This window comes from Microcoleus sp. LAD1_D3 (assembly GCF_036702135.1).
Lineage (GTDB): Bacteria > Cyanobacteriota > Cyanobacteriia > Cyanobacteriales > Microcoleaceae > Microcoleus.
In genome coordinates, this window is sequence record NZ_JAUBSB010000023.1 from 34,490 (window position 1) to 57,099 (window position 22,610).

Genomic DNA, 22,610 nt, shown 5'->3' on the forward strand with positions numbered 1-22,610 from the left:
TCCGCCTCCGCAGACTGAGAGATAAAGGGAGTAGTTAAGCCTGATTTATTCTTATAGCATATTCCAATAAAAATTAGCCAAGCATGATAAAGATCCTCTAATCCTCTGATGCTCTAGCCCACACATATTAATCTATTATTCCTAATAAAGCGGAGTTGATATTATTCCGTTTTAATACGATCGCACAAATGTCTGTCCTCCTCCTTCACATCAGCATTGGTTCGCAGATAATCCCGCACCCAATCGCATCCATACTGGAGAAAATCGAGCTGAAAAATTCGCTCTAAATTCCACACAATTGCTGCGGTATCCTGACTGGCGGAGGCGATGAACTTCCCATCAGGGCTAAATGTCACTCCGAACACCCCATCGCTATGTCCTTTTAAGGTTTCAAGCTCTTGACCATCGTACCTCCAAAGTTTAACAGTGCCGTCAAAACTTGCTGAAGCGAGAGTCTTGCCATCAGGGCTAAATGCCACTCCGAATACCCCATTTTTGTGTCCCTTTAAGGCTCTGATTTCCGTACCATCGCGCCGCCAAAGTCTGACCATGCTATCCATACCTGCTGAAGCGAGAATCTTGCCATCCGGGCTAAATGCCACTCCAGCTACCTGACGGCGATGGCTTTTTAACGTGTGTAAAAGTTTGTAGCTGGGCTTTCCAGATGCGATCGCATTATCCCACTGCCAAAGTTTGACAGTGCCGTCCACACTACCAGAGGCAATGAGCTTTCCATCGGGACTAAAGGCAACTCCGTTAATATGATCGGTATGCCCTTTGAGAGTTGCCAATTCAGTGCCATCAATACTCCAGACTTTGACCGTTTTGTCCTCACCCGCCGAGGCGAGTGACTGTCCATCTGGATGGAAATCAACCGCGAAAACTCTACCTTGATGTCCAGTAAAAGTCTTGATTAAGGTTCCATCTAGTCGCCACAATCGAACAGTGCTGTCATAACCGCCTGTAGCAATTGTGTCTCCCTTTGGGCTGAAATCTACTCCGAAAACTTTATCAGCTTGTTTGGGGAAAGTGCGAATTAAGCTACCATCAAGGCGCCAAAGTTTAACGGTATTGTCACGACTGGCGGTGGCAATTGTCTTACCATCAGGACTAAATTTTATGGTGTAAATTGATGCTTGATGTCCCTTAAGAGTCTTGAGCAAACTGTCATCAAGCTTCCAGAGTGCGATCGGGCCATCCCAACTGGATGAGGCAAAGATTTGCCCGTCAGGACTCCAAGCCAATCCAGAGACGACATCCTTGGCGACTAGCAGGGTTTTTAGCAGAGTCCCGTCAAGCTGCCACAGTTTGACTGTTCTGTCTAGACTTGCCGAGGCAAGCAAACCACCTTTAGGGTTAAAAGTGATTTTTGTCACGGCATCGCTGTGTCCAGTTAGGGTTTTGACTAAAGTTCCATCAAGATGCCAAAGTTTGACCGTTTTATCCGCACTCGCCGAGGCAATGAGATATTCTGAAGGGCTGTTGGCGTAGCCTGCGCTTGGCGCATAGGCAACATTCATAACTCTATCCGTATGTCCGGTGAGGGTTCTGATCAGTTTACCGTCTGCATTCCAGAGTTTGATGGTTTGATCTTTAGAAGCAGATGCAATAGTTTGACTGTCCGGGCTAAAGGCAACGCTGTTAACTTCATCTGTATGTCCGGTGAGAGTTCTCAGCAGTTTACCGTCTGTACTCCAGAGTTTAATGGTTTTATCTTTAGAAGCAGAAGCAATAGTTTGACCATCAGGAGCGATCGCAACTTGTGTAACATTATCGGTATGTCCTTTTAAGGTCTGCCACAAGGTATAACTCGGCTTGACCTTTGGTAAATTTGTACTGTTTTTGCGCCAAAGTTTGACTGTTTTATCCCCAGAACCCGAAACAATTAGATCCCCTCTGGGGTTAAATACAACTCCCCAAACTGCATTGTTGTGCCCTTGAAGTATTCCTAGTTTTGTACCGTCTTTTTTCCAAAGATCGATGGTTTTGTCGGCAGAAGCTGAGGCGATGAGTTCGCCATCAGGGCTGAAAGTTACATCGTTAACCACATTGTTATGCCCGGATAAGTGGTTATACTCAACCGCTCCATAAATAGCTTGATGAAGAACTTCTTTAACTGAGCCTTCGATCTCTGGTTCTACACCACCTAACTTTTGCAGTTGTCGCTTTCCTCTGATCGCTTCTATTAATCCGTCTAATTTTTGGTTTGACGCGAATAGCGCTTCGGAAGATTTGGCGATCGCTTTGATTTCGCTGACAGCAGTTTGCCGATACTGAAAATACACCGCTACCCCCAATGCACAGGCAATAATTAATGCTATTGTTACTACAAAAAGCAAAAATCTTTGCCGCTTAGAACTTTTTTTCTCTACAGCTAATCTTTTTTGTTCTTCCGTTAGTCTGGCTTCAATTTCTTTAGCCCGTTCTGCTTCCAATCCTACCTGCATTTCTCTTCGGTCTAATTCTTCAGAAGCGCCTAAAAACTGATAATCTAAGTCACTCAAACTTTTACCCTGGGCCCAAGCTTGAGCATTTTTCAATGCCTGTCCGCGCAACAGTCGGGATCTATCGGTCTGCTTGGAAGTTATCCAAGCATCAAAGGCTTGAGAGTATGGACGCAAGGAAGCGAGATTTTTTCCTACCCATTTTTTGTTAAATACTTCTTGATAAATCGGGTTGCTTACCTGTAAAAACCCCTGGTATTTTACTACCAAACCAGACAGCAATAGTTCTACCTGTTCTCGCGAGTCATCTGTTGAAACTTCCACTCCTTGTAATATTTGTTGATAGATTCCCAGGAGTCTTCCAGCACGTTGCTCGTTGCGGAGAAGGCGATCGCGGATCGTCTTTAAATGCTCTGGCTCATCTTGAGATTCCCAATTCTGGATGATCTGCGATCGCACCACCGATTCCACAAAAAATCCCTCGGTTCCCGGTGGAATTGTCAGCACGTCACTGTGAGATTCTCGCGCCGCTATTACTATCAATTGACACAGCTTTTGGCTCAGAAATGGTTGCCCATAAGTCCAAGCTAATATTGCTTTGATAATAGCCTCGGCATTACTGACTACACTGTCTAACCCTTTAGTTAAAGGAGAGGCTTCTTCCCAGGAAAACCCGTGCAAATCAACTGCTTGTCCGATATTAAAAGGTGTGCGATTTTTATCAGCAATTAAATCGCTTGGTGTAGCTACTCCGAAAATTGCGAAAGTAATCCGGTTGTATTCTGGATTAATGGCTCGTTGGTTGTAACAATAACGAATTAATGCAAAAAAGTCATCTACAGGAAAATCTAAGCTTAAAATACTATCAATTTCATCGACAAATATAAAAATTCGCTCATCGGGAAATCTGGCTAATAAAATATCTTCAATAAATTGACTTAATCTTTGCAGGAGAGAAACTTCTTCTTGTTCTTTCCACCAAGTTTTTAAATTAACTTGTCCTAATAAATTAAAGCTGCGCCACAAATCCCCAACGATTCCTTTGTACCACTGTAAGGGAGTAATGTTTTCGCTGCCGATGCGGGTCATGTCGATCGTGCTGCATTGAAATCCTTCTGCTTGTAATCGATGGAAGGTGCGAACGATAAGGGAAGATTTGCCCATTTGCCGCGAATTGAGAACGTAGCAAAATTCGCCTCGTTTTAAGGCTTCATAAAGTTCGATATCTGCTTGTCGTTGGACATAGGTAGGCGCATCAGTTGTGAGACTGCCGCCAATTTGGTAAGAGTAATCTTTCATAATTGATAGTTAATTGTTTCCGATAATTTAGCGATCGCCCACTGCATCGCACAAATGTCTATCCTCCTCCTTCACATCGGCATTTGTTCGCAGGTAATCTCGCACGCGATCGCATCTAGATGCTAGTGCCCGATCTCAATCTACACTCCGCTTTAAATTCCAGAGAATTACTGTTTTATCCCCTTAGCAGTAGCCAAACAAAGACGACCATCCCGAAACAAAAGAAGACAGGGAATTAAAAAACAATTCCAATACATCAAAACCTAGCTCATATTGAACAGCCATAGCTCTGTTTAATCCCGCTTACCTACTTTCTCCAACAGTCTCTTGATATCAAATTCGGTAGCATCGGAATTAATATTACCAGCAGTCTGGACACCGCGAGAACCCCGGATCCCTACAATTAATCCGGGTATGGAAACGGCACTGCCGTGTCCTCTATATCATGTCGAAGAGTGCAACCGGAAACTATATGAAATCGCCTGGTATCTATTTAAACATCGATATTCAGGCAACTTCTCTTGGTCCTCAACCTAATAACTCGACACAGTTAAAACGATCGCCTCCCTATCTCCCAACACCAAACCATACTCCAAACCTTCAACAACCGCCTGATAAGAAGCATCCAAAATATTACCAGAAACCCCAACCGTTGTCCAGCGGTCTTGACCGTTGCTAAACTCAACCAAAACGCGAGTTTTAGCAGAAGTTCCCGCACATCCGTCCAGAATTCGCACCTTATAATCGGTTAAGTTAAAATCAGTAATTGCCGGATAAAAATTCCGCAAAGCCTTCCGCAAAGCCGCATCAAGTGCCGAAACAGGCCCGTTTCCTTCCGCGCATTCCAGAATATCTTGACCGTTAACAGTCACCTTCACCGTTGCTAAAGAATTAACTGTTTCCTCCCTACCTTTATCGCAGTGAACTTGAAAACCTTTGATTTCAAATAAATGCTTGCGCTTTCCCAAGGCTTCTCGCATTAACAATTCAAAAGACGCCTCAGCACCCTCAAATTGATACCCCTGACTTTCCAAATCTTTCAATTTTTCCAAAATTTGGCGGCAAGCAGGATTTTTGCGATCGAGATCCATGCCAAAAGTGCGCGCCTTGGCCAAAACATTGCTCAAACCAGCTTGATCCGAAATCACAATTCGCCGCCTGTTGCCAATTTTTTCCGGTTCCAAATGTTCGTAAGTTAACGGATTTTTCTCAACAGCCGATACATGAATTCCGCCTTTATGAGCAAAAGCAGAAAGGCCGACAAAAGGAGCATGATCATCGGGAGCCAGATTGACAATTTCGCTGATCGATCGACTTACTTGAGTTAATCTAACTAATTGCTCGTCTTGAATGCAATTATAACCCAACTTTAGCTGAAAATTAGGAATCAATGAACATAAATTGGCATTGCCGCAGCGTTCGCCATAACCGTTAATAGTTCCCTGTACCATCGTCACTCCTTCCCGCACAGCAGCCAAAGCATTAGCAACCGCAACTCCCGAGTCGTTGTGAGTGTGAATTCCTAATTGTATAGATTTTTCGCGATTGGTTCCTAAAGCTTTTAAAACATCGCAAACAACCTGACTGACTTCATTAGGTAAAGTACCCCCGTTAGTATCGCAAAGCACTAGCCATTCTGCACCGGCATCGGCGGCAACTTCTAAAGTTTTAATAGCATAATCTCGATTGTGATTGTAGCCGTCAAACCAGTGTTCTGCATCGTAAATAACGCGCCTTCCCTGACTCCGCAAATATTCAATTGTATCTCGAATCATCGCTAGATTTTCTTCTAGCGTCGTCTTCAAACTTTCAATAACGTGCAAATCCCACGACTTGCCAAACAGCGTCACCCAGCGAGTACCGGCGGACAAAATAGCCTGCAACATTTCATCATTAGCTGCCGTAGTTCCCGGCCGCCTAGTCGAACAAAAAGCTACAACTTCTGCTTGAGTTAGGGGCTGTTCTTTGAGACGCCAAAAAAATTGTACGTCTTTAGGATTCGCCCCCGGCCAGCCGCCTTCAATAAAGGGAATTCCTAAACTGTCTAACTGCCGAGCAATTCGCAGTTTGTCTTCGAGAGATAAGCAGAGTCCCTCGCACTGAGCACCGTCTCGCAGCGTGGTATCGTAGATCCAGAGCCGATTTGTCATGGGAAATTGCGATCGAGAAATTGGTAATATATCACTTACCATATTAGATGAATTTATTTGAATTTAATGCGATAATATATAGGAAAATTAACATAAATCTAACTGGGGTAAATTGCTGTGGTCAAGGTACAAGCGCAAGGAAAAACATTTGAGTGCGATCGCGAAGCGAATCTCCGTGAAGTTTTGCTCAAAAACGGCATCGATCTCTACAACGGCAACGCCAAAGTCATCAACTGCCACGGCCTCGGCACTTGCGGCACCTGCGCCGTCACTGTCGAGGGGGAAGTTTCCGAGCCCCAGTGGCGCGAAAAAGCCCGACTTTCGGTTCCTCCCCATTCTTCCGCCTCCAATCGCCGTTTGTCCTGTCAAACCAAGGTTTTAGGCGATATTAAGGTGACAAAATATGACGGTTTCTGGGGTCAAGGTTCTGAAACTGTCTGGAACCCACAAGCATAGATTTTTTGTTAAGAAAGGCTGATAGGACGATCGCCTTGCCAGATAATCTGTAAGACTTGCATAATAATTCTAACTGTAAGGTGTGCTTAGCGCACCTTACCCTAAAGAAAGCCGAGAGGTCAAAAAAGCCAGAAAGTCCATATAAAAGTTAATGAATTCATCTAAAGATATTCTGATTATTGGTGGCGGAATAATTGGTCTTTCGCTAGCCGTAGAACTGAAATTGCGAGGGGCATCTGTCGCGGTTCTTACCGCAGATTCTAAACCACCGACTGCCAGGGCTGCGGCTGGAATGCTTGCCCCGCAAGCTGAACGAATTCCCCCCAGTCCGATGCTGGATTTGTGCTTGCAAAGCCGCGCACTGTATCCTGCCTGGGTGGAACGGCTAGAAGATATTACCGGATTAAAAACGGGATATTGGCGATCGGGAATTCTCGCACCAGTTTGTCAAAACGAGCCTCAAGAAAAGCCGCTTTTGTCAAACCTTAATTATCAATGGTTGGACAGAGATACTGTTCGCCAGCACCAGTTTGGATTAGGTCAAGAAGTAATTGGCGGTTGGTGGTATCCTGACGACGCTCAAGTAGACAACCGCGCTTTATTTCGGACGCTTCAGAGCACAACCAAAGAATTGCAGATTGAGATTATTCAAGACACTGCAAAGGAAATTATTCGACAGGGAAACCGAGTTGTGGGCATTGAAACAACAGCAGGAAAATTGCAAGCAGACCGTTATGTTTTAGCGGCGGGTGCTTGGTCTGAGCAGTTATTGAATGTTCCTGTTTTTCCAAGAAAAGGACAAATGCTGTCAGTATGTGTACCAGAAGATTGTGGAGTTATCCAGCCCCTGCAAACCGTTCTATTCGGGACTGGCATTTATATTGTACCACGTCAAGATGGCAGAATTATTGTTGGCGCTACTAGCGAAAATGTGGATTTTAGACCGGGAAATACGCCTGCAGGAATCCAAAGTTTGCTAGCAGGAGCGATTAAGTTATATCCCGAATTACAAAATTATCCGATTCTGGAGTTTTGGTGGGGATTTCGGCCGGCTACTCCTGATGAGTTGCCGATTTTGGGTGCTAGTGCTTGGGAGAATTTGACATTGGCTACGGGGCATTACCGCAATGGCATTTTGTTGGCTCCGGTGACGGCTAAATTATTGGCTGATTTGATTGGGAATCAGAACTCAGATCCGTTATTGGCTGCTTTTCATTATTCGAGGTTTCCTGAATCTTGGAAATTGGAAAATGCTAAATAGTGAGATTTTTTGCTTTTTTTAAGACGAGGCAGAGCCGGGGAACGAGAAACGAAAGTCAACCAAAAAAATATTTTTTGCTATAATCTAATCAGCACAATAGGGTTTTGTAAGTTATGACTTTCAGTGATGTGGTCGAGACGATCAAGAATCTTTCTACTGACGAAAAGCAAGAGCTTCAACTGTTGTTGAAGCAATATCTCCGGGAAGAACGTCGCGAAGAGATGTATCAAAACTTTAAGTCAGCGCAGATTGAACAACAAAAAGGTGAAATGAAATTTTCCGCTAACATCAATGAACTCAGAGTAATGATAGAGGAATAATCGTGGAAGTCAGTTTCAGTTCTTCATTCAAGCGTGCTTTCAAAAAGCGGATCAAAGGCGATGCTGATTTGGAGGCTAGGTTTTGACAAAAGCTGGAACAGTTCATCAGAGAGCCGTTTGAACCAAGCTTAAAAACTCATCAATTGTCCGGTAGGCTCAAGGAGTTTTGGAGCTTTAGCGTAGATTACGACGAAAGGGTACTTTTCTACTTTACAGAAGACGGAAAAGCCGTGTTTGTAGATTTGGGAAGTCATGATGAAGTATATTAATCGACAGAACAGTTGCTACCGTAATCTGTATCTGTAGGGTGCATAGTGTGCACCTTATTGCTGCAAGTAGCGCCCCCAACCATTTTTTGGTAAGTCTGGAATTAGTTTGCATCCTGTTTTTTGGGTTGGTTTAATTCCCTGCATTTAGCGGCAGCCAAATCGTAAGCATTTTGGTAATCGCTACCGCCTAACATCAAATCGCCGTAATATTCATAAGGTTGATTGCCATAAATCGGCAGCGGGTCGTCTTCAGGATAATCTTCTTTTGATTCTTCTAGGATTGCTTTGAGTTTCTTGAGGCTGAAGCGCTGGACTGGGAAGTAATGAATGTCTTGAGCGATGAAACCAAGATGGGGAAAGGTTGGGTCAATAATTCGCTCGTCGAGTTCAATCCAGCTATATTCGATGGGTTTATATGGCACTCCCGGCACGGCTAAAAAGCCTTGAACATAAATCGCGCCCTCGGTGGCTAACGCTGCTTTACAGGCGTTGTCAAAGCAATTTTTACGGTTGCTTTTGATGCGAGCGGCCATTTCAATAGAAAGCGTCTCATCTAATAGTTCGGTCATAACCCATTTCTAATCGCGTGTGCGATTAGATTGTAGCAAATCCGAGCTATCTCCGAGCACAAAAAACGCAGGCAATTGCGATCGCTCCTCAAATTCTCGTCTCAAGGAGTTGAGCCAAAATCCTCTGCGGTTGTGGATGTTGTGTCAGCTTTGGTTTCCGAGATGGGCCGTTTGTCCCTCGCCCCTATAGCCCGCCCATAAAAAGTTTTCGCCAGTAGCCAAAATTTTGAACCTGCGATCGAGTTGGGATAGAACCCGGAACGATAAACTGTGCCACAGACGATGCAAGCAAAAATAGCGGCATACATCACCGAAGGTCGATCGTGCAACCAACCAATCATATTAATCCCTTCCGGTGCAGCAATTTGTTCCGCGGCTGACACGCTGCAGAGTTTTTTCTGCAAACAAAGTTGAGTTATGACGATTCTAGCTGAGACATGGGAATATCCTCGGATTGGCAAAAACCGGGAAATAAAGAAAGCCCTGAAAACATTTTTGACTGGAAAATTAGAGACAGATGCTTGATTGCAGACTGTTCCCGCGCTAAAAAATATGGTAAAATATGCTACAGTGCTGCGGCAAGAAACCCATGCAAGTTGAAGATCACAAGCGGCAAGGTAGCTTTGGGTATTGACAGAATCTGTTTATTCACCAAAATATGCTGACCCTGGGATGCACCGCTGGAAATGGATTTTAACGCCTGGTTTAAGCCCGTTCTTTGTGATAAAATTTGCATCTCAATACACCTGTGAAGTAGCAAGTGGACACGGTTCCACATCACTGAAAATTCCCACCACAATGGTCGCTCAAATATTATCTGCAACGAAGGTCAATAGAGCTATCTGCTATCTCTAGTTTGCTTCAAATCACTGCGACATAAAATCCCCCCAAGAAATTATTATCCTCACAGGTAAGAGTAAAATAGAAGCAATTTGCTGCAACGATTAGTAATTACTCCCGTAGTTTGTTATGATTAAGTACGTCAACGCTGGGATGAACTTCAGCTTGGTGAAACCACCCAAAGGAGGAGTGAAGGTACTCAATATTATCAGCAGGTTGGTAAAGTATAGGCAAAATTTCAACCGTAATTTACCCTAAGCTGTTCGGCATTTAAAAGACGATAGTATGGTGCGGAGCGTACAGAAGTGTTTCCCCTGTAAGCGTAAGTGTTCGCGCCTGACGCGCCCTACAAGCCTCCTTAGTGGTTTAAATGCGTAACAGCTTATTACCTGCAATAAAACAAGACAAAAAATAGCGAACCTATCCTGATGCTAAGCTAAGCACTTATCCACACACCATAGACATACTGAATGAAAAGCGCGATCAAAAAGTCAGATTTTGTGCTAGCTCCTTATATGAAGAGCAACAATTTGACAGCTACTTGCCAAATACTCAATACAGTGGTTCCTTATATATTCTTATGGTTTTTAGCCTTTAAAGCTACTGCCATTTCTGTATTCCTTCTTCCGCCGATAATGGTGTTGATGACACTTTTTTCAGGACGTTGTTTCGCTTTGATGCACGATTGCGGACACTATTCTCTTTTTAGTTCCAAAAAAGTCAATCGCATTATGGGTTTTCTGCTAGGTATTATCAATGCGATTCCTCAGTACCCCTGGTCGAGGGGACACGCTTATCACCACAAACATAATGGTAATTGGGATATGTACCGAGGCCCTTCGGCGTTGATATCCACCGAAAAATTTGCGGCGCTAAGTCCATTTAGTCAAAAGATGTATCAGTTACTCAGACACCCCTTGATGCTGTTTCCCGGTGGTTTTTTCTATCTAATTATTAAGCCAAGACTCGCGCTAATCTTGGGAATTACGGGTTTTATCAGACATATTTTTGGTTGTCTCACTCAAGATTTTGGTATGGGTTTATCTGCAATCATTGCTTCTTATAAATCCAAACATTGGTATACGACGGCTGAGTTTTGGGATTTACTGTTCAACAATATTTGTGTTGTGGGTAGCTGGATTTATCTGAGCAACTTACTGGGGTTTGGCTTTTTCTGGAGTGTTTACTCAATTGTCATGACTTGTTCGGCGGCAATATTTATCTGTATTTTCTTTGTACAGCATAACTTTGAGGGTTCTTACGCCCACAAAACAGAGGGCTGGGACTATCTGCTGGGCGCAATAGAAGGCAGCAGTTATCTCAAATTACCAACTCTTCTCAATTGGTTTTCGGCTGATATTGCTTACCACAACATTCATCATCTCTCGGAGCGAATACCTAACTATAATCTTCGGGCTTGTCACAATGCTAATATTCACCTGCTTGCTAATTCAAAATCCCTGACAATTCGCGATATTCCTGACTGCTTCCAATTCATTCTTTGGGATGCTGCTTCAGATAGTCTGCAATCGATTAAATTATTTCAAGAACAAGAAGAAATTCCCTTGAGTAATGTAGCTAATTAAAATCGCTTGGCAATGAATTTGGTTGCTTCTTTATCCCCAAAATCCTATGATATCGTTTCCGGTAGCACCGGAATTATATAGAGGACACGGCGCCGTGCCGTGTCCCTACCGCGATTAATTGTAGGGACACGGCACGGCGCCGTGTCCAGGCTGTGGGTAATATTAATTCCGATGCTACCGGAGTTGATATAAATCAAAGTATCTGTCACTTGTCAATGCAGCAATTCCTCTAATTTTTGCTGGTTCCACAAATACTGATAAAGCCCTGTTTCCCCTACCAATTCAATGTGAGTGCCACTCTGAACTATTTCTCCTTTCTCCATCACAAAAATGCGATCGGCACTGGCCGCCGCCGACATTTGATGCGAGATAAAAATTACTGTTTTGCGATCTGTTCCCGTTGCCAAGTTTCGCAAGATGTCGGTAGCAGTTTGATTGTCAACGCTGGAAAGAGCGTCATCCAAAATTAACACCGGGGCGTCAACTAACAAAGCGCGAGCAAGTGCTGTCCGCTGCCGCTGTCCGCCGGATAAAGTAATGCCGCGCTCGCCGACAACTGTTTTGTACTGCTGCGGAAAGTTGAGGATTTCGGCGTGAATTTGCGCTTGTTTTGCGGCGGCTTCAATCTCCGGCTGTTCCGCTAAGGGGTTTCCGTAGCGGATATTATTCTTGATGGTAGTGCCGAATAGAAAACTTTCTTGCGGGACGTAGGCGATCGCCCCGCGCAAATGGGTCAATTGTACCTCGGTAATATCCTGTCCGTCTACAAATAACTCGCCCCGATCGATATCTAGCAAGCGTGGCAACGCATTAGCTAAAGTTGATTTTCCCGATCCGATCGCCCCAACAATTGCGACTGTTTCTCCCGGTTTTATGGTAAAATAAACATCTTTAAGCGCGGGGATATTAGCACCGGGATAAGTATAATTTAGATGGCGAGCCACAATTTCGCCTTTGACTGGAGTTGCCAGTTCAACTGCATCGGCAGCATCCTTAATTTGCGGTTCCACAGTCAGAATTGATTCGATGCGATCGACACTCACTTCTCCTCGCTGGTAAGCAGTAATTGTGAAACCCAATAGCGCCGTCGGAAATACCAAACGCTCGACATAAATCAGCAACGCTACAAAATCGCCAATGCTAATTTGACCACTAGCAATTGCCCCGCCACCTGCTGAAAGCAGCACCAACAAACTGATGCTTGCCAAACCCCCCAGCAGTGGAAAAATAAAGTTTCTAGTTTTTGCTAATTGCAAATTTGCTGATAGCAACTTCGCATTGGAATTGCGAAAAGCTCGGCGTTCGTTTTCTTCTTGAGCGTAGATTTTAATTACGGACATCCCGCTCATATCTTCCTGAATTAAATCGCTCATCGCCGACAATTCCTCTTGCACGGCTAACTGTTGGATGCGAAGTTTGTCGCTAAATAACTGTACCAAAACCAGCATTAAAGGATAAACTGCGATCGCCAACAGCGTCAGCCTTACATTAATCCCCAGCATCACCGGCAAAGTCAAAGCATAGGCAAATGCCGTATTCGCCAAACTCAGCACTGCAAACCCCACCAAGCGCCGAATATTGTCCAAATCGGAAGTAGCCCGGTTAATTAAATCTCCTACCGTATTAGCCGCAAAATAAGACGGTTCTAATGTTAATAAATGGTTAAAAATTTGCTGTTTGAGGTCAAATTCTACTTGACGCCCCACGCCAAACAGCAGAATCCGCGACACCATCCGAATTACCCACATAATTGAGGCGAGGATCAGAATTAGTGCCACGTAGTTGAAAACTTGGTCAAATTTAGTCGCAACTTGGAGAGTGTCAACTGAATTCCGAATCAGCAGGGGAATGTAAACGCCCACAGCATTGACAACTAATAGCGAAAAAATGCCCCAGAATGTTGGTTTCCAGTGCGGGCGCATATAAGAGCCGAGTTTTTGCAGTCGAGAATAACGAGCCATAGGAAGAAGGAAGAAGGTTCGGCAGCGGATTTTGTAACGGATGTAACGGATGGATGCTGAAGGAAGAAGGAATCTTCCCCAAGGTTTTCAGCAATTAAGAACGTCCTAATAGTCTTGGCGGTTGCTATAGAAGGTAGAAGGTCGAAAAAAAAGAATAGAAGCTCTATCGAAAGGTAGATGACCGAAAACACAAGTTAAGAAATTTTGAATAAAAATTCTGCTTGGGGATGACGCGCCATAAAAGTTGGGTTTGGGGCCGAGCCAAAACCCGATCGAGATGTAACAAACCATATTATATCTGCGGGACAGGATATCTGTGAGGACACAGCAGTGCCGTGCCCCTACCCGCTGTGGGGACACGGCATTGCCCTGTCCTTAGCTACTGGCAACGATCGCCCAAATCTCCCATCCGCCCCCGCAACCCCCCACACCGTTGAGTCGCGCTACAATCAAAAATCGATCAACTTAGCACTCAGCCTCAGAGAGTGCTAAATTTGCTAATGTAAGCGATTGGAGACAAACATGACCAAAATAGTTGCATTTAGCGACAAATCTCGGCGGGCACTAGAACGCGGCGTCAATCAACTCGCCGATGCTGTCCGCATCACCTTGGGCCCGAAAGGCCGCAACGTCCTATTGGAAAAGAAGTACGGCGCTCCCCAAATCGTTAACGACGGTATCACCGTTGCTAGGGAGATCGAACTCGAAGACCCCCTAGAAAATGCCGGCGCTCGCTTAATTCAAGAAGTCGCCTCCAAAACTAAAGATATCGCAGGCGACGGCACAACAACCGCAACGGTTATAGCTCAATCCCTGATTCGCGAAGGTTTGAAGAATGTCGCAGCAGGCGCAAACCCAGTCGCGCTGCGCCGGGGTATTGAAAAAACGATCGCCCACTTGGTGCTGGAAATCGAGAAATTGGCGAAACCCGTCGAAGGGGCTGCAATTGCTCAAGTCGCCACTGTCTCCGCCGGTAACGACGAAGAAGTCGGCGCCATGATTGCCCAAGCAATGGAAAAAGTCACCAAAGACGGCGTAATTACTGTTGAAGAGTCGAAGTCTCTGACAACAGAATTGGAAGTTGTCGAAGGGATGCAGTACGATCGCGGATATCTTTCTCCGTATTTCGTCACTAACACCGATCGCATGGAAGTTGAGTACGAAAACGCTCGCATCCTGATTACCGACAAAAAAATTAGCTCGATTCAAGAACTAATTCCAGTTCTCGAAAAAATCGCCCGCACAGGTCAACCGCTGCTAATTATCGCCGAAGATATTGAAGGCGAAGCTTTGGCAACTCTGGTAGTCAACAAAGCCCGCGGCGTATTGAACATCGCAGCAACGAAATCTCCTGGTTTTGGCGATCGACGCAAAGCTATGCTTCAAGATATCGCCGTGCTCACCGGCGGTCAACTGATTTCCGAAGAAGTCGGACTCAGCATCGATACCGCAACCCTAGAAATGCTCGGTACCGCCCGCAAAATTACGATCGACAAAGAAAACACGATCATTGTTGCTGGCGACGAACACAAAGCTGACGTGCTAAAACGGATCGAGCAAATCCGCAAGCAGCTAGAAGCGACGGATTCCGACTACGACAAGGAAAAGCTAACCGAACGCATCGCCAAACTCGCCGGCGGCATCGCTGTAATTAAAGTCGGCGCAGCTACCGAAACCGAACTCAAAGACCGTAAACTGCGTATTGAAGACGCTCTGAACGCTACTAAAGCTGCTGTGGAAGAAGGTATCGTTGCCGGAGGTGGCACGACCCTACTTCACCTGATTACCAAAATAGATGCGATCAGAGATACTTTAGACAGCGAAGAACAAGTAGGCGCTGACTTGGTGAAGAAAGCTTTGGAATCACCTTTGCGTCAAATTGCTGATAATGCCGGCGTTGAAGGTTCGATCGTCATCGAGCGAGTGCGGGCGAGCGAGTTCAACGTTGGCTACAACGCTCTCACCGACGTGTACGAAGATATGATTGCCGCCGGGATTATTGACCCGGCTAAGGTAGTGCGATCGGCCTTGCAAAATGCCGGTTCCATTGCTGGTATGGTTTTGACCACTGAAGCTGTGATTGTCGAAAAACCCGAGAAGAAAAAAGCCGGCGGCGACATGGGCGACATGGGCGGCATGGGCGGCATGGGCGGCATGGGCGGCATGGGCGGCATGGGCGGCATGGGCGGCATGGGCGGCATGGGCATGATGTAGTCTTCAGCCATTAGTTTGTAGTCTGTAGAGTGCGCTATAAGCACCATGGGTGTAAACAAGCGCATCTTATGTACTACCCGTCTACTGTTTGACGAATAAGGCAGCTTATCCCCCCGGCATCCCCTGATAGTCCGGGGGGAATTGAAGCTATCAAAGTCCCCTTCTTAAGGGAGATGCAATGGGGCTCGGCATTAAGCTATAAGCCATAGTTCTCAGGGATTTTAAGCTGAAGTTGCCACCTATGCAGTCCGCGCCCTCTCGGTCAACTAAAATCCTTCCCAGAAACCGCGTCTCCCCCTCTCCCCTTATCCTTTAAGCAATCCCCGTTGAAGTCAGAAGCTCACACTGTACCGAAGGTCAGCGCTGGGTAGTTCACGACGACGGAGTTACATTGTTGCTGTGCAAGTCTTGAGGAGATTGAAACAGAGTTTCGAGATAAACTCTCGCAGCTTGGCGATAACTGCGCGAAGCTTCAGGCGTACCGCTATCGGCATTCTGCAACAAAAACAGCGACAGGGCCGCGCAAAATACTCGGTCTAGATCCCATTCGGGATGGGTTTCCAGGTAAGTTTTGAGAGAATCGTGCAGCGTTTCGGGAATTTCAGCAAAAATACTGACTGTTGGGTTCATCATTTTTTTTAGTCTCGCTAATAAATTGAAAACAGAACCCCCCCTTCGGCCGGATACAGGTGCAGGCACAGCCGAAATCAGAGCGCTTTTTTTTAGGTCGGTCGCATCATTGTGCGCTATGAGGGGGTGGGTTTGTCAATGTTGCGAAATATTACAAAGTTCTTTACATAAAAAAAAGGTTTACCAAATAATCAGCTTTTCAGGGCATTTTTTGTTACATATCTTTATGTAGTGGGGGGGGTTATGAGGAATTAGGCAGCAAGTTAAGGAAATCCCCAATTCCGCAGCAAGATGCTACCGTACCGTTAATTTCTGTGGAAAACTGTGTCGCATCTGTGGAAAACCTCAGACTTGCCTGTGGAAACGCTGTGGAATGTTTAGGGAAAAGTCAGGGAAAAAATAAGAATTGCAAAGGGCATGGGGCGTGGGGCATGGGGCATGGGGCATTGGGCATGGGGCATGGGGCATGGGGCATTGGGCATTGGTAGCAAATAGCAAATAACAAATAACTAATGACTGTTGACTGTTGACTGCTGACTGCTGACAACTGACTACTGACTACTGACTTCCTAAGTGCCACTCTGCCGCTTTTTGCCGGATGGTTGCCAATTCTGCCGACGGCATTTTGTCGAGATTGGCTAAGATAAAGCTCATGCGACCGATCGACTGAAGTTTGTCGCGGTGGCGCGCTAGGAAATCCCAGTAGGGAAGATTTATCATCTGTGCGGTTGAGAACAGCTTGGTTCTGCCAAAGTTAATCGCCTAATATCCAAACGCCAACAGTCATTTTATTTGTTTCACCATTTCACCATAAAACTTATCTTTTACTTTTCATGAGGGCTGGTGGTATATTCCGAAAACTTAATTGGCTGAAAACTCACAACTCTAAACTCATATTTTTTCCGCTTATACCGAGAAAATACTAGAGCCTAACAGTGATTTCCCAAGATAGGAAAGCCGACCAGCAAATTTAAATTTTATGTCGGTGTATCCTTCAGATGTTAATAACTTGGTCAGCGTCTCTACTGAAAAAAAATTAATGTAGCCGTTATCCCAAAGAGCGGCTAAATGTTTATTTAGTTTACCAAAAATCGCTAAAGCCCGATTTATTAAATAGCCGTGATAGGGTGTGGAAATAATTAGTTTTTCTCCCAAATGAGGCATCTTTTTGCAGTTTTTGCTAGTTCTTTAGGATAAAGCAAGTGTTCGATTACTTCAATAGCTAAGACAACATCAAATGAGTTTAGAATATCGGTATCTGGCCGGTCGTAAATATCTGCTTGGATCAACTGACAATCGGGGAAACTTTGACGGGAGAGGGCAATTCCGGGTGCAGAAGTGTCAACGCCGATAACTTCGCAGCCGTGCTCTGCGATGACGTGACTGAGGTTGCTATTACCGCAGCCGAGATCCAAAACTCGGAGTTGTGTCTTGCTGACCTCCTAAAGTGTCGCTAGCCTTTCTCAAAGGGGAGATATCAAATAAGCGTGATGATATCTCGGACGGTTGTTTGTGTAATAATACGTATAAATGCTAAAGTTTTTTTTCATGGATTAAGCTATGGAGATTATTGCCGAGACCGCGAATTTAGGGAGTGTGGGTGCACTGTTTGGGCCAAGGTTCCCCGCATTAGGGTTGTCAGAGTCGATCGGCAGCTTGATCGTCTCATTCTTTTTGTTGGACAGGTGAATTATTGTCACCGAATCAACCGGATGGCAAAAGAAATCTTTCGCAGGGTGCAAAATCTTGCATCGCCCATCTCTGGCCCATCTCTCGAAGGCATTCGGAAAGAAAAAGTCTGATCGAGCAATAATTCTCTCTGTACACTAGCCGGAAACCGAACTTTTTGCCTGTTAATTTGGGGCGAGTGCATCCATACGATTTTAGCTTCAAGCAACTGCGGTATGTCCACCCGACGGTTTTTCCAGCCTGAAAAATGTGCCCTGGGGCGATCGGGTGCCAGTCGATCCGAGAAGTGAGAAGGGAAGTGTGACCGAAATCACAGGCATTTGCCAACAAATTGCTGAGCATCTTTGGGTCCACACACTTAGAATCGAGATTACTACAGTGGCTTCTATAATTGTGTTTAAATGTTGTTCTGAAGCTGTGTTGTCCAGTCAGCAGAGCCCCCTAGACAGATTCACGCTTTCGGTCTGGTTTATTTCACTTTAATGGTCGCTGTTGGGTGTTGCACCTTAATTTAGATATTTCCTATGGTTAAGTTAGGTCAATCCTCCTTTCGCCGTATTTTACTGTCGCGGATTTTGTTGCTCAGCGTACCTGTTCTACTGGTGGGGGAGTATGTTACCTATCGCAAGGCACGCTCGACTCTTCTGGAAACTGCTCGTCAAAACTTGACAGAAAGTGCAGTCAGAAAAGCAGAAACTATTGAACAGTGGGCGAAATCGCTGAAGTCCAATCTGATCGGCGCTTCGGAAAGCTCGATGTTGCAGTCGGTAGATCCGAAGGATTATCAAAAGTTTATCGCCCAATTAGGGCAGCGGTTGCCAACGCAGGTTGATTGCTTGCAATTGACTAATATAAAGACAAATCAAGTGATCGCAAGCACTTGCGGGCAGCAGCCGATTCAGTCGTTGCCGGCCAAATTTTGGCCACCCGTACAGCAGCAGCAAACGCTGCTGGACGAGAAGAGCGTTTACATCAGCCTGTCCTTACCTCAGCAGCAACAGGGAACAGCAAACGATCAGAAAGTGACTTTGGGGGCTGAGGATTTTCCCGAGGCGGGTAAAGAAGGCCGCGATAGCCAAGCGAGTTTGGTGTTGAGCGCTCCTGTTTACATTCGTCGGGGCAATACCCTGCAGTTGAGTTATGCTTTGAGTTTGCAGTCGGCCTTGCCTGTGCAAACCAGCGCTCCCAAGGGTTCTTTAGCCGGCTATACGGTGGCGATCGACCAAGATGGGACGATTTTGGCGCACCCGAATGTCAACCGCGTGGGCCGCAATATCGCCCAAGAGGCAGATGCCGATCGACTAAAAAGTATTGTCAGAAGGGCGATCGCCGGCGGAACAGCTTTTCTCCACCTATTTTCCTTTGAAAGAAATGGTGTAGAGTTGCTAGCAGGATACGCCGCTATCCCGAGTCCTTCAACTACACAGGAGAACAGCAAGTGGATTATTTTAGCTGTCTCTCGTTTAGATTACGCTCTATCAGGTTTGGAAGAAATTCAGCAAGTTTTATTTAATTTAATTGTCGGTTTGGTTGCTGCTAGTATCATCGCGACTTTATATCTGTCTCGCGACTTGGCGCGTCCTGTGGAAAAACTGAGAGACTACGCGATGAAAGTAGATACAGAAGCGTCGCAGACAGTGCCCCAAGATTTCCAAATTAGGGAATTCAATCAACTATCAGAAGCACTAAACAGCATGGTGCAGGGTCTCAGATCCAGGGCAAAAGCATTGGAAGTCGCAACCAAAGAAGCGCAAGTTGCCAATCAATTAAAAAATGAATTTTTGGGTAATATTTCTCACGAATTGAGAACGCCGCTCAACGGGATTATTGGTTTTATTCAAATTGTGCGGGACGGCTACTGCGATGACCGAGATGAAGAAATGGAATTTTTACAGCGGGCCCACGACTCGTCCATGCAATTGCTCAATATTATTAATGATATTTTGGACATTGCTAAAATAGAATCCGGCACGTTCTCCATGATGTTAGAAGTAGTTGATATTACTCAGGTACTTGAAGACGCGATTGATTTGCAAGCGACTCCTATCGAGGAAAAAGGCTTGAAGTTAAGTTTGCCAGCTCCTCATGATCCGATTATTGTTCATGCCGATCCGGAGAAGCTAAAACAGGTGTTTTTAAATGTTTTGAGCAATGCCGTTAAGTTTACAGAGTCGGGCAGCATTAATATATCTGTGCGGCTAGAGTCGAGGACTAATTCTGGTAGTTTTAACGGCAGTGGGGAAACTACGAATGGCACCAGCGGTCAAAGCGATTGGGTGGTGGTGACAATTAAAGATACGGGAATTGGTATCGATCCCGATCACCAGCAGAAATTGTTTCAACCTTTTGTGATGGCTGATGGTTCTACAACTCGCAAGTTTGGCGGTAACGGTTTGGGCTTGGCTATCTCGCGAAGGATAATGGAATCTATGATCGGAAGCATTACCCTGCACAGCGCGGGCGTGAATCAAGGTACTACGGTGATGATTTCTTTGCCTGTTAATCAGCAGTCAAGTTTTTATTTTCACAGCCCGGACTTAGTAACGGAAAAGGGAAATTTCAAAAGTTGAGGAGTGATTTTCCCACTCTAAAATCTAAAATCTAAAATCTAAAATGGTATTAGGGGCTGTCCACCGAGTTCGAGGGATTTGCTCAAAGTGCTGAGAATGCGGATTAATTCAACGGAGGCCGCGCCCGAAGAGGTAAGACAGGGGGTATTTGTTTCCACGCAGTTGAGGAAGCGATCGCACACTCTCCTCAGGGGTTCTACTTGTTCTAAACTCAACACTTCGCGGTGTTTAAGGCCCGTTGGCTGCGGCGCGATCCTCTTCGTTGGCGTAGCCCCCGTAGGGGCGGGCTTCGCTAACGCACTTTCAAAAGAGTTATTCTCTTCGCCTCCCCTATCTGGATTGCCGCGCTGCAAAATCAGGGGAGTTTCTGGCGACATTTCGTCAAAAATCAAGGTTCCCAAACTGCCAACAACTGTTAAGCGCCGTTGTTTGTCTGGATTTAGCCAGCACAGGTGAATAAATGCTTGAAATCCGTCGGGATAGGTGAGCGTTACCCAAACTAAATCTGCTAGTTTTTCTGCAGGATAAGTAGTCAGCAGTGAAGGAGAAAATTGATTTTCAATTTCTGCTGATTCTTGATTTATTCCTTCTTTCTTTTTCCCTCTTCGTTCTTCCTTGTTTCTCCTTCCTTCTTCCTTCGGAAAAACAGTGCCGATCGCCCTTACTAGAATTGGCGTTTGTTCCAACCAAGTATTGAAAATAGCGATATCGTGAATCGCCAAGTCCCAAAGGGCATCAACATCATGGCGCACCGGTTCAAAATGCGTACGCTGGGCGTAACCGTAGCGCAATTTTCCCAGTTGATGCTGTTGAATAATTCTTTGGCCTCGATCAACTGCTGGATGAAACAGATAAGTGTGGTCAACGAAGAGTTGCCGCTGCTGTTTTTTGGCTAATTGACAGAGTTCTATTGCTTCAGTGAGGTTGAGGGCGAGGGGTTTTTCTGCTAAGACGTGGTAGCCTTGTTTCAGCGCTGCTGCTGCGAGGGTGTAGTGTGTGGAAGCTGGAGTGGCGATCGCCACAGCTTCCAGTCCCGGCAAGGTTTGGACTTGAGACCAATCGGTAGCTAGAATCACCGAGGCATCGAGATTAAACTGTTTTTGAACGGCCGCCAATGAATCTCGATTCGGGTCTACCACCGCTAAAACTTGGCTATTGGGATGTTCGAGAAAGTTGCGAATTAAGTTAACTCCCCAGCGACCTGCACCCAATACAGCTATTCCGATTTTCATTGATAATAATAACAAAAATAGCACATAAATTATAGCATATTTTGTTATTATTATCTATGTTTTAACTCAAAAAAATCACTGTTGACTGTTGGCAGGAGTTATTGGTTATTGGCTATTGGTAGCAGCCAACAAATAACCAATAACTGATAACACCAGTCAACAGTCAACTGTCAACTGTCAACTGACTACCAACTAATTTATTGAAAGCTGCCTGAGCCGCTGCTTGTTCAGCCGCTTTGATCGATCGACCTTTTCCCTCTGCTACCAACTTTCCCTGAATGAGAACTTCTGCGGTAAAACGATCCTCGCCGCCCTGCACTGTCCCGGTTTCTTGCACGCTATATTTGGGCAAAGTTTTGTATTTGCCTTGAGTCAACTCTTGGAGAGCAGCTTTGTAGTTTTGGCGGGCCGGATCGCTGCGGATTTCTGTCGCTAAGCGTTGAAAGTGAGAATCTAGCCAAGGGCGAATTAATTCTAAGCTCTGGGTACTCAAATAAAGCGCAGCCAGTACCGCTTCCAAAGCATCGGCCAGTCGGGGTTCAGCGCCTGTTTTGTCCGAGGCGGCGCTGCTGGAAACAATTAAATAGCGATCGAACCCGTAACTTTCAGCGATTTTAGCAAGAATGCGATCGCTCACCAAGATCGATCGAATAGCAGCAAATTCCCCCACTGTACAGTCTGGATAAATCTCAAACAACAATTCCGACGCAGCCAGCCGCACCACTGCATCGCCGACAAACTCTAGTTGCTCGTAATTTGCCTTAGCTGACGCGCTCGCATGAGTCAAAGCTAAATCTATGAGATGCCACTTTATCGAAGCATTCTTCGTCAGTCCCAATTTTTGAATTAATGTTTCAAGTTGCTTTTGGCGACCTGGATAAATCATACCCTTTTAGATTTTAGATTTTAGATTTTAGATTTTATAATTGCGAATGACGGATGACTATCCGGGATAGGAGCTTGTCTAAAGTTGCATGATTTTTTGAAAATGGTATCAAATTCATATCACTAAAAAGCTTTTTATTAAAAAACTAAATAGTCCTCCTGGTGCTTATAGTCCGCTCTGTCAAGGTGGTTAAGAAGTGCCTCACACCCTGGAAATCTTTGCTTCGGGCGATCG

17 protein-coding genes are annotated in these 22,610 nt (G+C 45.3%); 7 read left to right on the top strand and 10 right to left on the bottom strand.

The window, feature by feature from the left end; translation table 11 throughout:
* Nucleotides 1–161: 161 nt before the first annotated feature.
* Both QUA74_RS15235 and cimA read right to left on the bottom strand, forming a co-directional pair.
* A complete protein-coding gene (locus QUA74_RS15235; RefSeq protein ID WP_333330292.1) occupies nucleotides 162–3,743 on the bottom strand; it encodes a WD40 domain-containing protein in 3,582 nt (1,193 codons plus the stop codon).
* A 533-nt stretch (nucleotides 3,744–4,276) separates the two neighbouring features.
* Nucleotides 4,277–5,935: a citramalate synthase gene (gene cimA / locus QUA74_RS15240; protein WP_445302151.1), complete on the bottom strand. Its 1,659-nt coding sequence runs from the start codon at nucleotides 5,933–5,935 to the stop codon at nucleotides 4,277–4,279.
* 75 nt (nucleotides 5,936–6,010) lie between these two features.
* Here cimA and QUA74_RS15245 point away from each other — a divergent pair, with 75 nt between their 5' ends.
* The 3 genes from QUA74_RS15245 to QUA74_RS15255 all read left to right on the top strand — a co-directional run bounded on the left by QUA74_RS15245 (nucleotide 6,011) and on the right by QUA74_RS15255 (nucleotide 7,930).
* Nucleotides 6,011–6,349 carry a 2Fe-2S iron-sulfur cluster-binding protein gene (locus QUA74_RS15245; protein ID WP_333330295.1) on the top strand — a complete coding sequence of 113 codons (339 nt, stop codon included), beginning with the start codon at nucleotides 6,011–6,013 and terminating at the stop codon, nucleotides 6,347–6,349.
* Nucleotides 6,350–6,500: 151 nt separating this feature from the next.
* Nucleotides 6,501–7,610 carry a glycine oxidase ThiO gene (gene thiO, locus QUA74_RS15250; protein WP_333330298.1) on the top strand — a complete coding sequence of 370 codons (1,110 nt, stop codon included), beginning with the start codon at nucleotides 6,501–6,503 and terminating at the stop codon, nucleotides 7,608–7,610.
* 113 nt (nucleotides 7,611–7,723) lie between these two features.
* Nucleotides 7,724–7,930: a hypothetical protein gene (locus QUA74_RS15255; RefSeq protein WP_333330301.1), complete on the top strand. Its 207-nt coding sequence runs from the start codon at nucleotides 7,724–7,726 to the stop codon at nucleotides 7,928–7,930.
* A gap of 370 nt (nucleotides 7,931–8,300) precedes the next feature.
* Here the strand turns inward: QUA74_RS15255 and QUA74_RS15260 are convergent, their stop codons facing one another.
* Both QUA74_RS15260 and QUA74_RS15265 read right to left on the bottom strand, forming a co-directional pair.
* Nucleotides 8,301–8,768, bottom strand: coding sequence for a hypothetical protein (locus tag QUA74_RS15260; protein ID WP_333330304.1), 468 nt, complete (start codon nucleotides 8,766–8,768; stop codon nucleotides 8,301–8,303).
* A 101-nt stretch (nucleotides 8,769–8,869) separates the two neighbouring features.
* Nucleotides 8,870–9,151 (bottom strand): hypothetical protein, encoded by a 282-nt coding sequence (locus tag QUA74_RS15265; protein ID WP_333330307.1) that lies wholly within the window; start codon nucleotides 9,149–9,151, stop codon nucleotides 8,870–8,872.
* A gap of 927 nt (nucleotides 9,152–10,078) precedes the next feature.
* Between QUA74_RS15265 and QUA74_RS15270 the strand changes: the two genes are divergently transcribed.
* On the top strand, nucleotides 10,079–11,194 hold the full coding sequence (locus QUA74_RS15270; RefSeq protein ID WP_333330311.1) for a fatty acid desaturase: 1,116 nt from the start codon (nucleotides 10,079–10,081) through the stop codon (nucleotides 11,192–11,194).
* Nucleotides 11,195–11,406: 212 nt separating this feature from the next.
* Here QUA74_RS15270 and QUA74_RS15275 read toward each other — a convergent pair whose 3' ends face one another.
* Nucleotides 11,407–13,155: an ABC transporter ATP-binding protein gene (locus tag QUA74_RS15275; RefSeq protein WP_333330314.1), complete on the bottom strand. Its 1,749-nt coding sequence runs from the start codon at nucleotides 13,153–13,155 to the stop codon at nucleotides 11,407–11,409.
* 330 nt (nucleotides 13,156–13,485) lie between these two features.
* Between QUA74_RS15275 and QUA74_RS15280 the strand changes: the two genes are divergently transcribed.
* Both QUA74_RS15280 and groL read left to right on the top strand, forming a co-directional pair.
* Nucleotides 13,486–13,647, top strand: a complete 162-nt coding sequence (locus QUA74_RS15280; protein WP_333330317.1) for a hypothetical protein — start codon at nucleotides 13,486–13,488, stop codon at nucleotides 13,645–13,647.
* Nucleotides 13,648–13,677: 30 nt separating this feature from the next.
* Complete coding sequence (gene groL / locus QUA74_RS15285; RefSeq protein ID WP_333330320.1) at nucleotides 13,678–15,369, top strand: chaperonin GroEL; 1,692 nt, start codon at nucleotides 13,678–13,680, stop codon at nucleotides 15,367–15,369.
* Between the two features lie 372 nt (nucleotides 15,370–15,741).
* Here groL and QUA74_RS15290 read toward each other — a convergent pair whose 3' ends face one another.
* From QUA74_RS15290 to QUA74_RS15300, 3 genes are all read right to left on the bottom strand, one after another.
* Nucleotides 15,742–15,999, bottom strand: coding sequence for a DUF2811 domain-containing protein (locus tag QUA74_RS15290; protein WP_050813024.1), 258 nt, complete (start codon nucleotides 15,997–15,999; stop codon nucleotides 15,742–15,744).
* A gap of 558 nt (nucleotides 16,000–16,557) precedes the next feature.
* Nucleotides 16,558–16,719 (bottom strand): hypothetical protein, encoded by a 162-nt coding sequence (locus QUA74_RS15295; protein ID WP_333330323.1) that lies wholly within the window; start codon nucleotides 16,717–16,719, stop codon nucleotides 16,558–16,560.
* Between the two features lie 419 nt (nucleotides 16,720–17,138).
* Entirely contained in the window at nucleotides 17,139–17,414 is a 276-nt protein-coding gene (locus tag QUA74_RS15300) for a class I SAM-dependent methyltransferase (RefSeq protein ID WP_333330326.1), read from the bottom strand.
* A 798-nt stretch (nucleotides 17,415–18,212) separates the two neighbouring features.
* Between QUA74_RS15300 and QUA74_RS15305 the strand changes: the two genes are divergently transcribed.
* On the top strand, nucleotides 18,213–20,258 hold the full coding sequence (locus tag QUA74_RS15305; RefSeq protein ID WP_333330330.1) for an ATP-binding protein: 2,046 nt from the start codon (nucleotides 18,213–18,215) through the stop codon (nucleotides 20,256–20,258).
* Between the two features lie 38 nt (nucleotides 20,259–20,296).
* Here the strand turns inward: QUA74_RS15305 and QUA74_RS15310 are convergent, their stop codons facing one another.
* Both QUA74_RS15310 and rnc read right to left on the bottom strand, forming a co-directional pair.
* Entirely contained in the window at nucleotides 20,297–21,490 is a 1,194-nt protein-coding gene (locus QUA74_RS15310; protein ID WP_333330333.1) for a Gfo/Idh/MocA family oxidoreductase, read from the bottom strand.
* Nucleotides 21,491–21,653: 163 nt separating this feature from the next.
* On the bottom strand, nucleotides 21,654–22,376 hold the full coding sequence (rnc, locus tag QUA74_RS15315; protein ID WP_333330335.1) for a ribonuclease III: 723 nt from the start codon (nucleotides 22,374–22,376) through the stop codon (nucleotides 21,654–21,656).
* Nucleotides 22,377–22,610: the final 234 nt, after the last annotated feature.

Coding starts and splice junctions, on each gene's coding strand:
- QUA74_RS15275 (WP_333330314.1), bottom strand. CDS start 13,155: ATGGCTCGTTATTCTCGACTGCAAAAACTCGGCTCTTATATGCGCCCG.
- QUA74_RS15270 (WP_333330311.1), top strand. CDS start 10,079: ATGAAAAGCGCGATCAAAAAGTCAGATTTTGTGCTAGCTCCTTATATG.
- rnc (WP_333330335.1), bottom strand. CDS start 22,376: ATGATTTATCCAGGTCGCCAAAAGCAACTTGAAACATTAATTCAAAAA.
- QUA74_RS15255 (WP_333330301.1), top strand. CDS start 7,724: ATGACTTTCAGTGATGTGGTCGAGACGATCAAGAATCTTTCTACTGAC.
- QUA74_RS15290 (WP_050813024.1), bottom strand. CDS start 15,999: ATGAACCCAACAGTCAGTATTTTTGCTGAAATTCCCGAAACGCTGCAC.
- QUA74_RS15295 (WP_333330323.1), bottom strand. CDS start 16,719: ATGATAAATCTTCCCTACTGGGATTTCCTAGCGCGCCACCGCGACAAA.
- cimA (WP_445302151.1), bottom strand. CDS start 5,935: ATGGTAAGTGATATATTACCAATTTCTCGATCGCAATTTCCCATGACA.
- thiO (WP_333330298.1), top strand. CDS start 6,501: ATGAATTCATCTAAAGATATTCTGATTATTGGTGGCGGAATAATTGGT.
- QUA74_RS15260 (WP_333330304.1), bottom strand. CDS start 8,768: ATGACCGAACTATTAGATGAGACGCTTTCTATTGAAATGGCCGCTCGC.
- QUA74_RS15310 (WP_333330333.1), bottom strand. CDS start 21,490: ATGAAAATCGGAATAGCTGTATTGGGTGCAGGTCGCTGGGGAGTTAAC.
- QUA74_RS15305 (WP_333330330.1), top strand. CDS start 18,213: ATGGTTAAGTTAGGTCAATCCTCCTTTCGCCGTATTTTACTGTCGCGG.
- groL (WP_333330320.1), top strand. CDS start 13,678: ATGACCAAAATAGTTGCATTTAGCGACAAATCTCGGCGGGCACTAGAA.
- QUA74_RS15235 (WP_333330292.1), bottom strand. CDS start 3,743: ATGAAAGATTACTCTTACCAAATTGGCGGCAGTCTCACAACTGATGCG.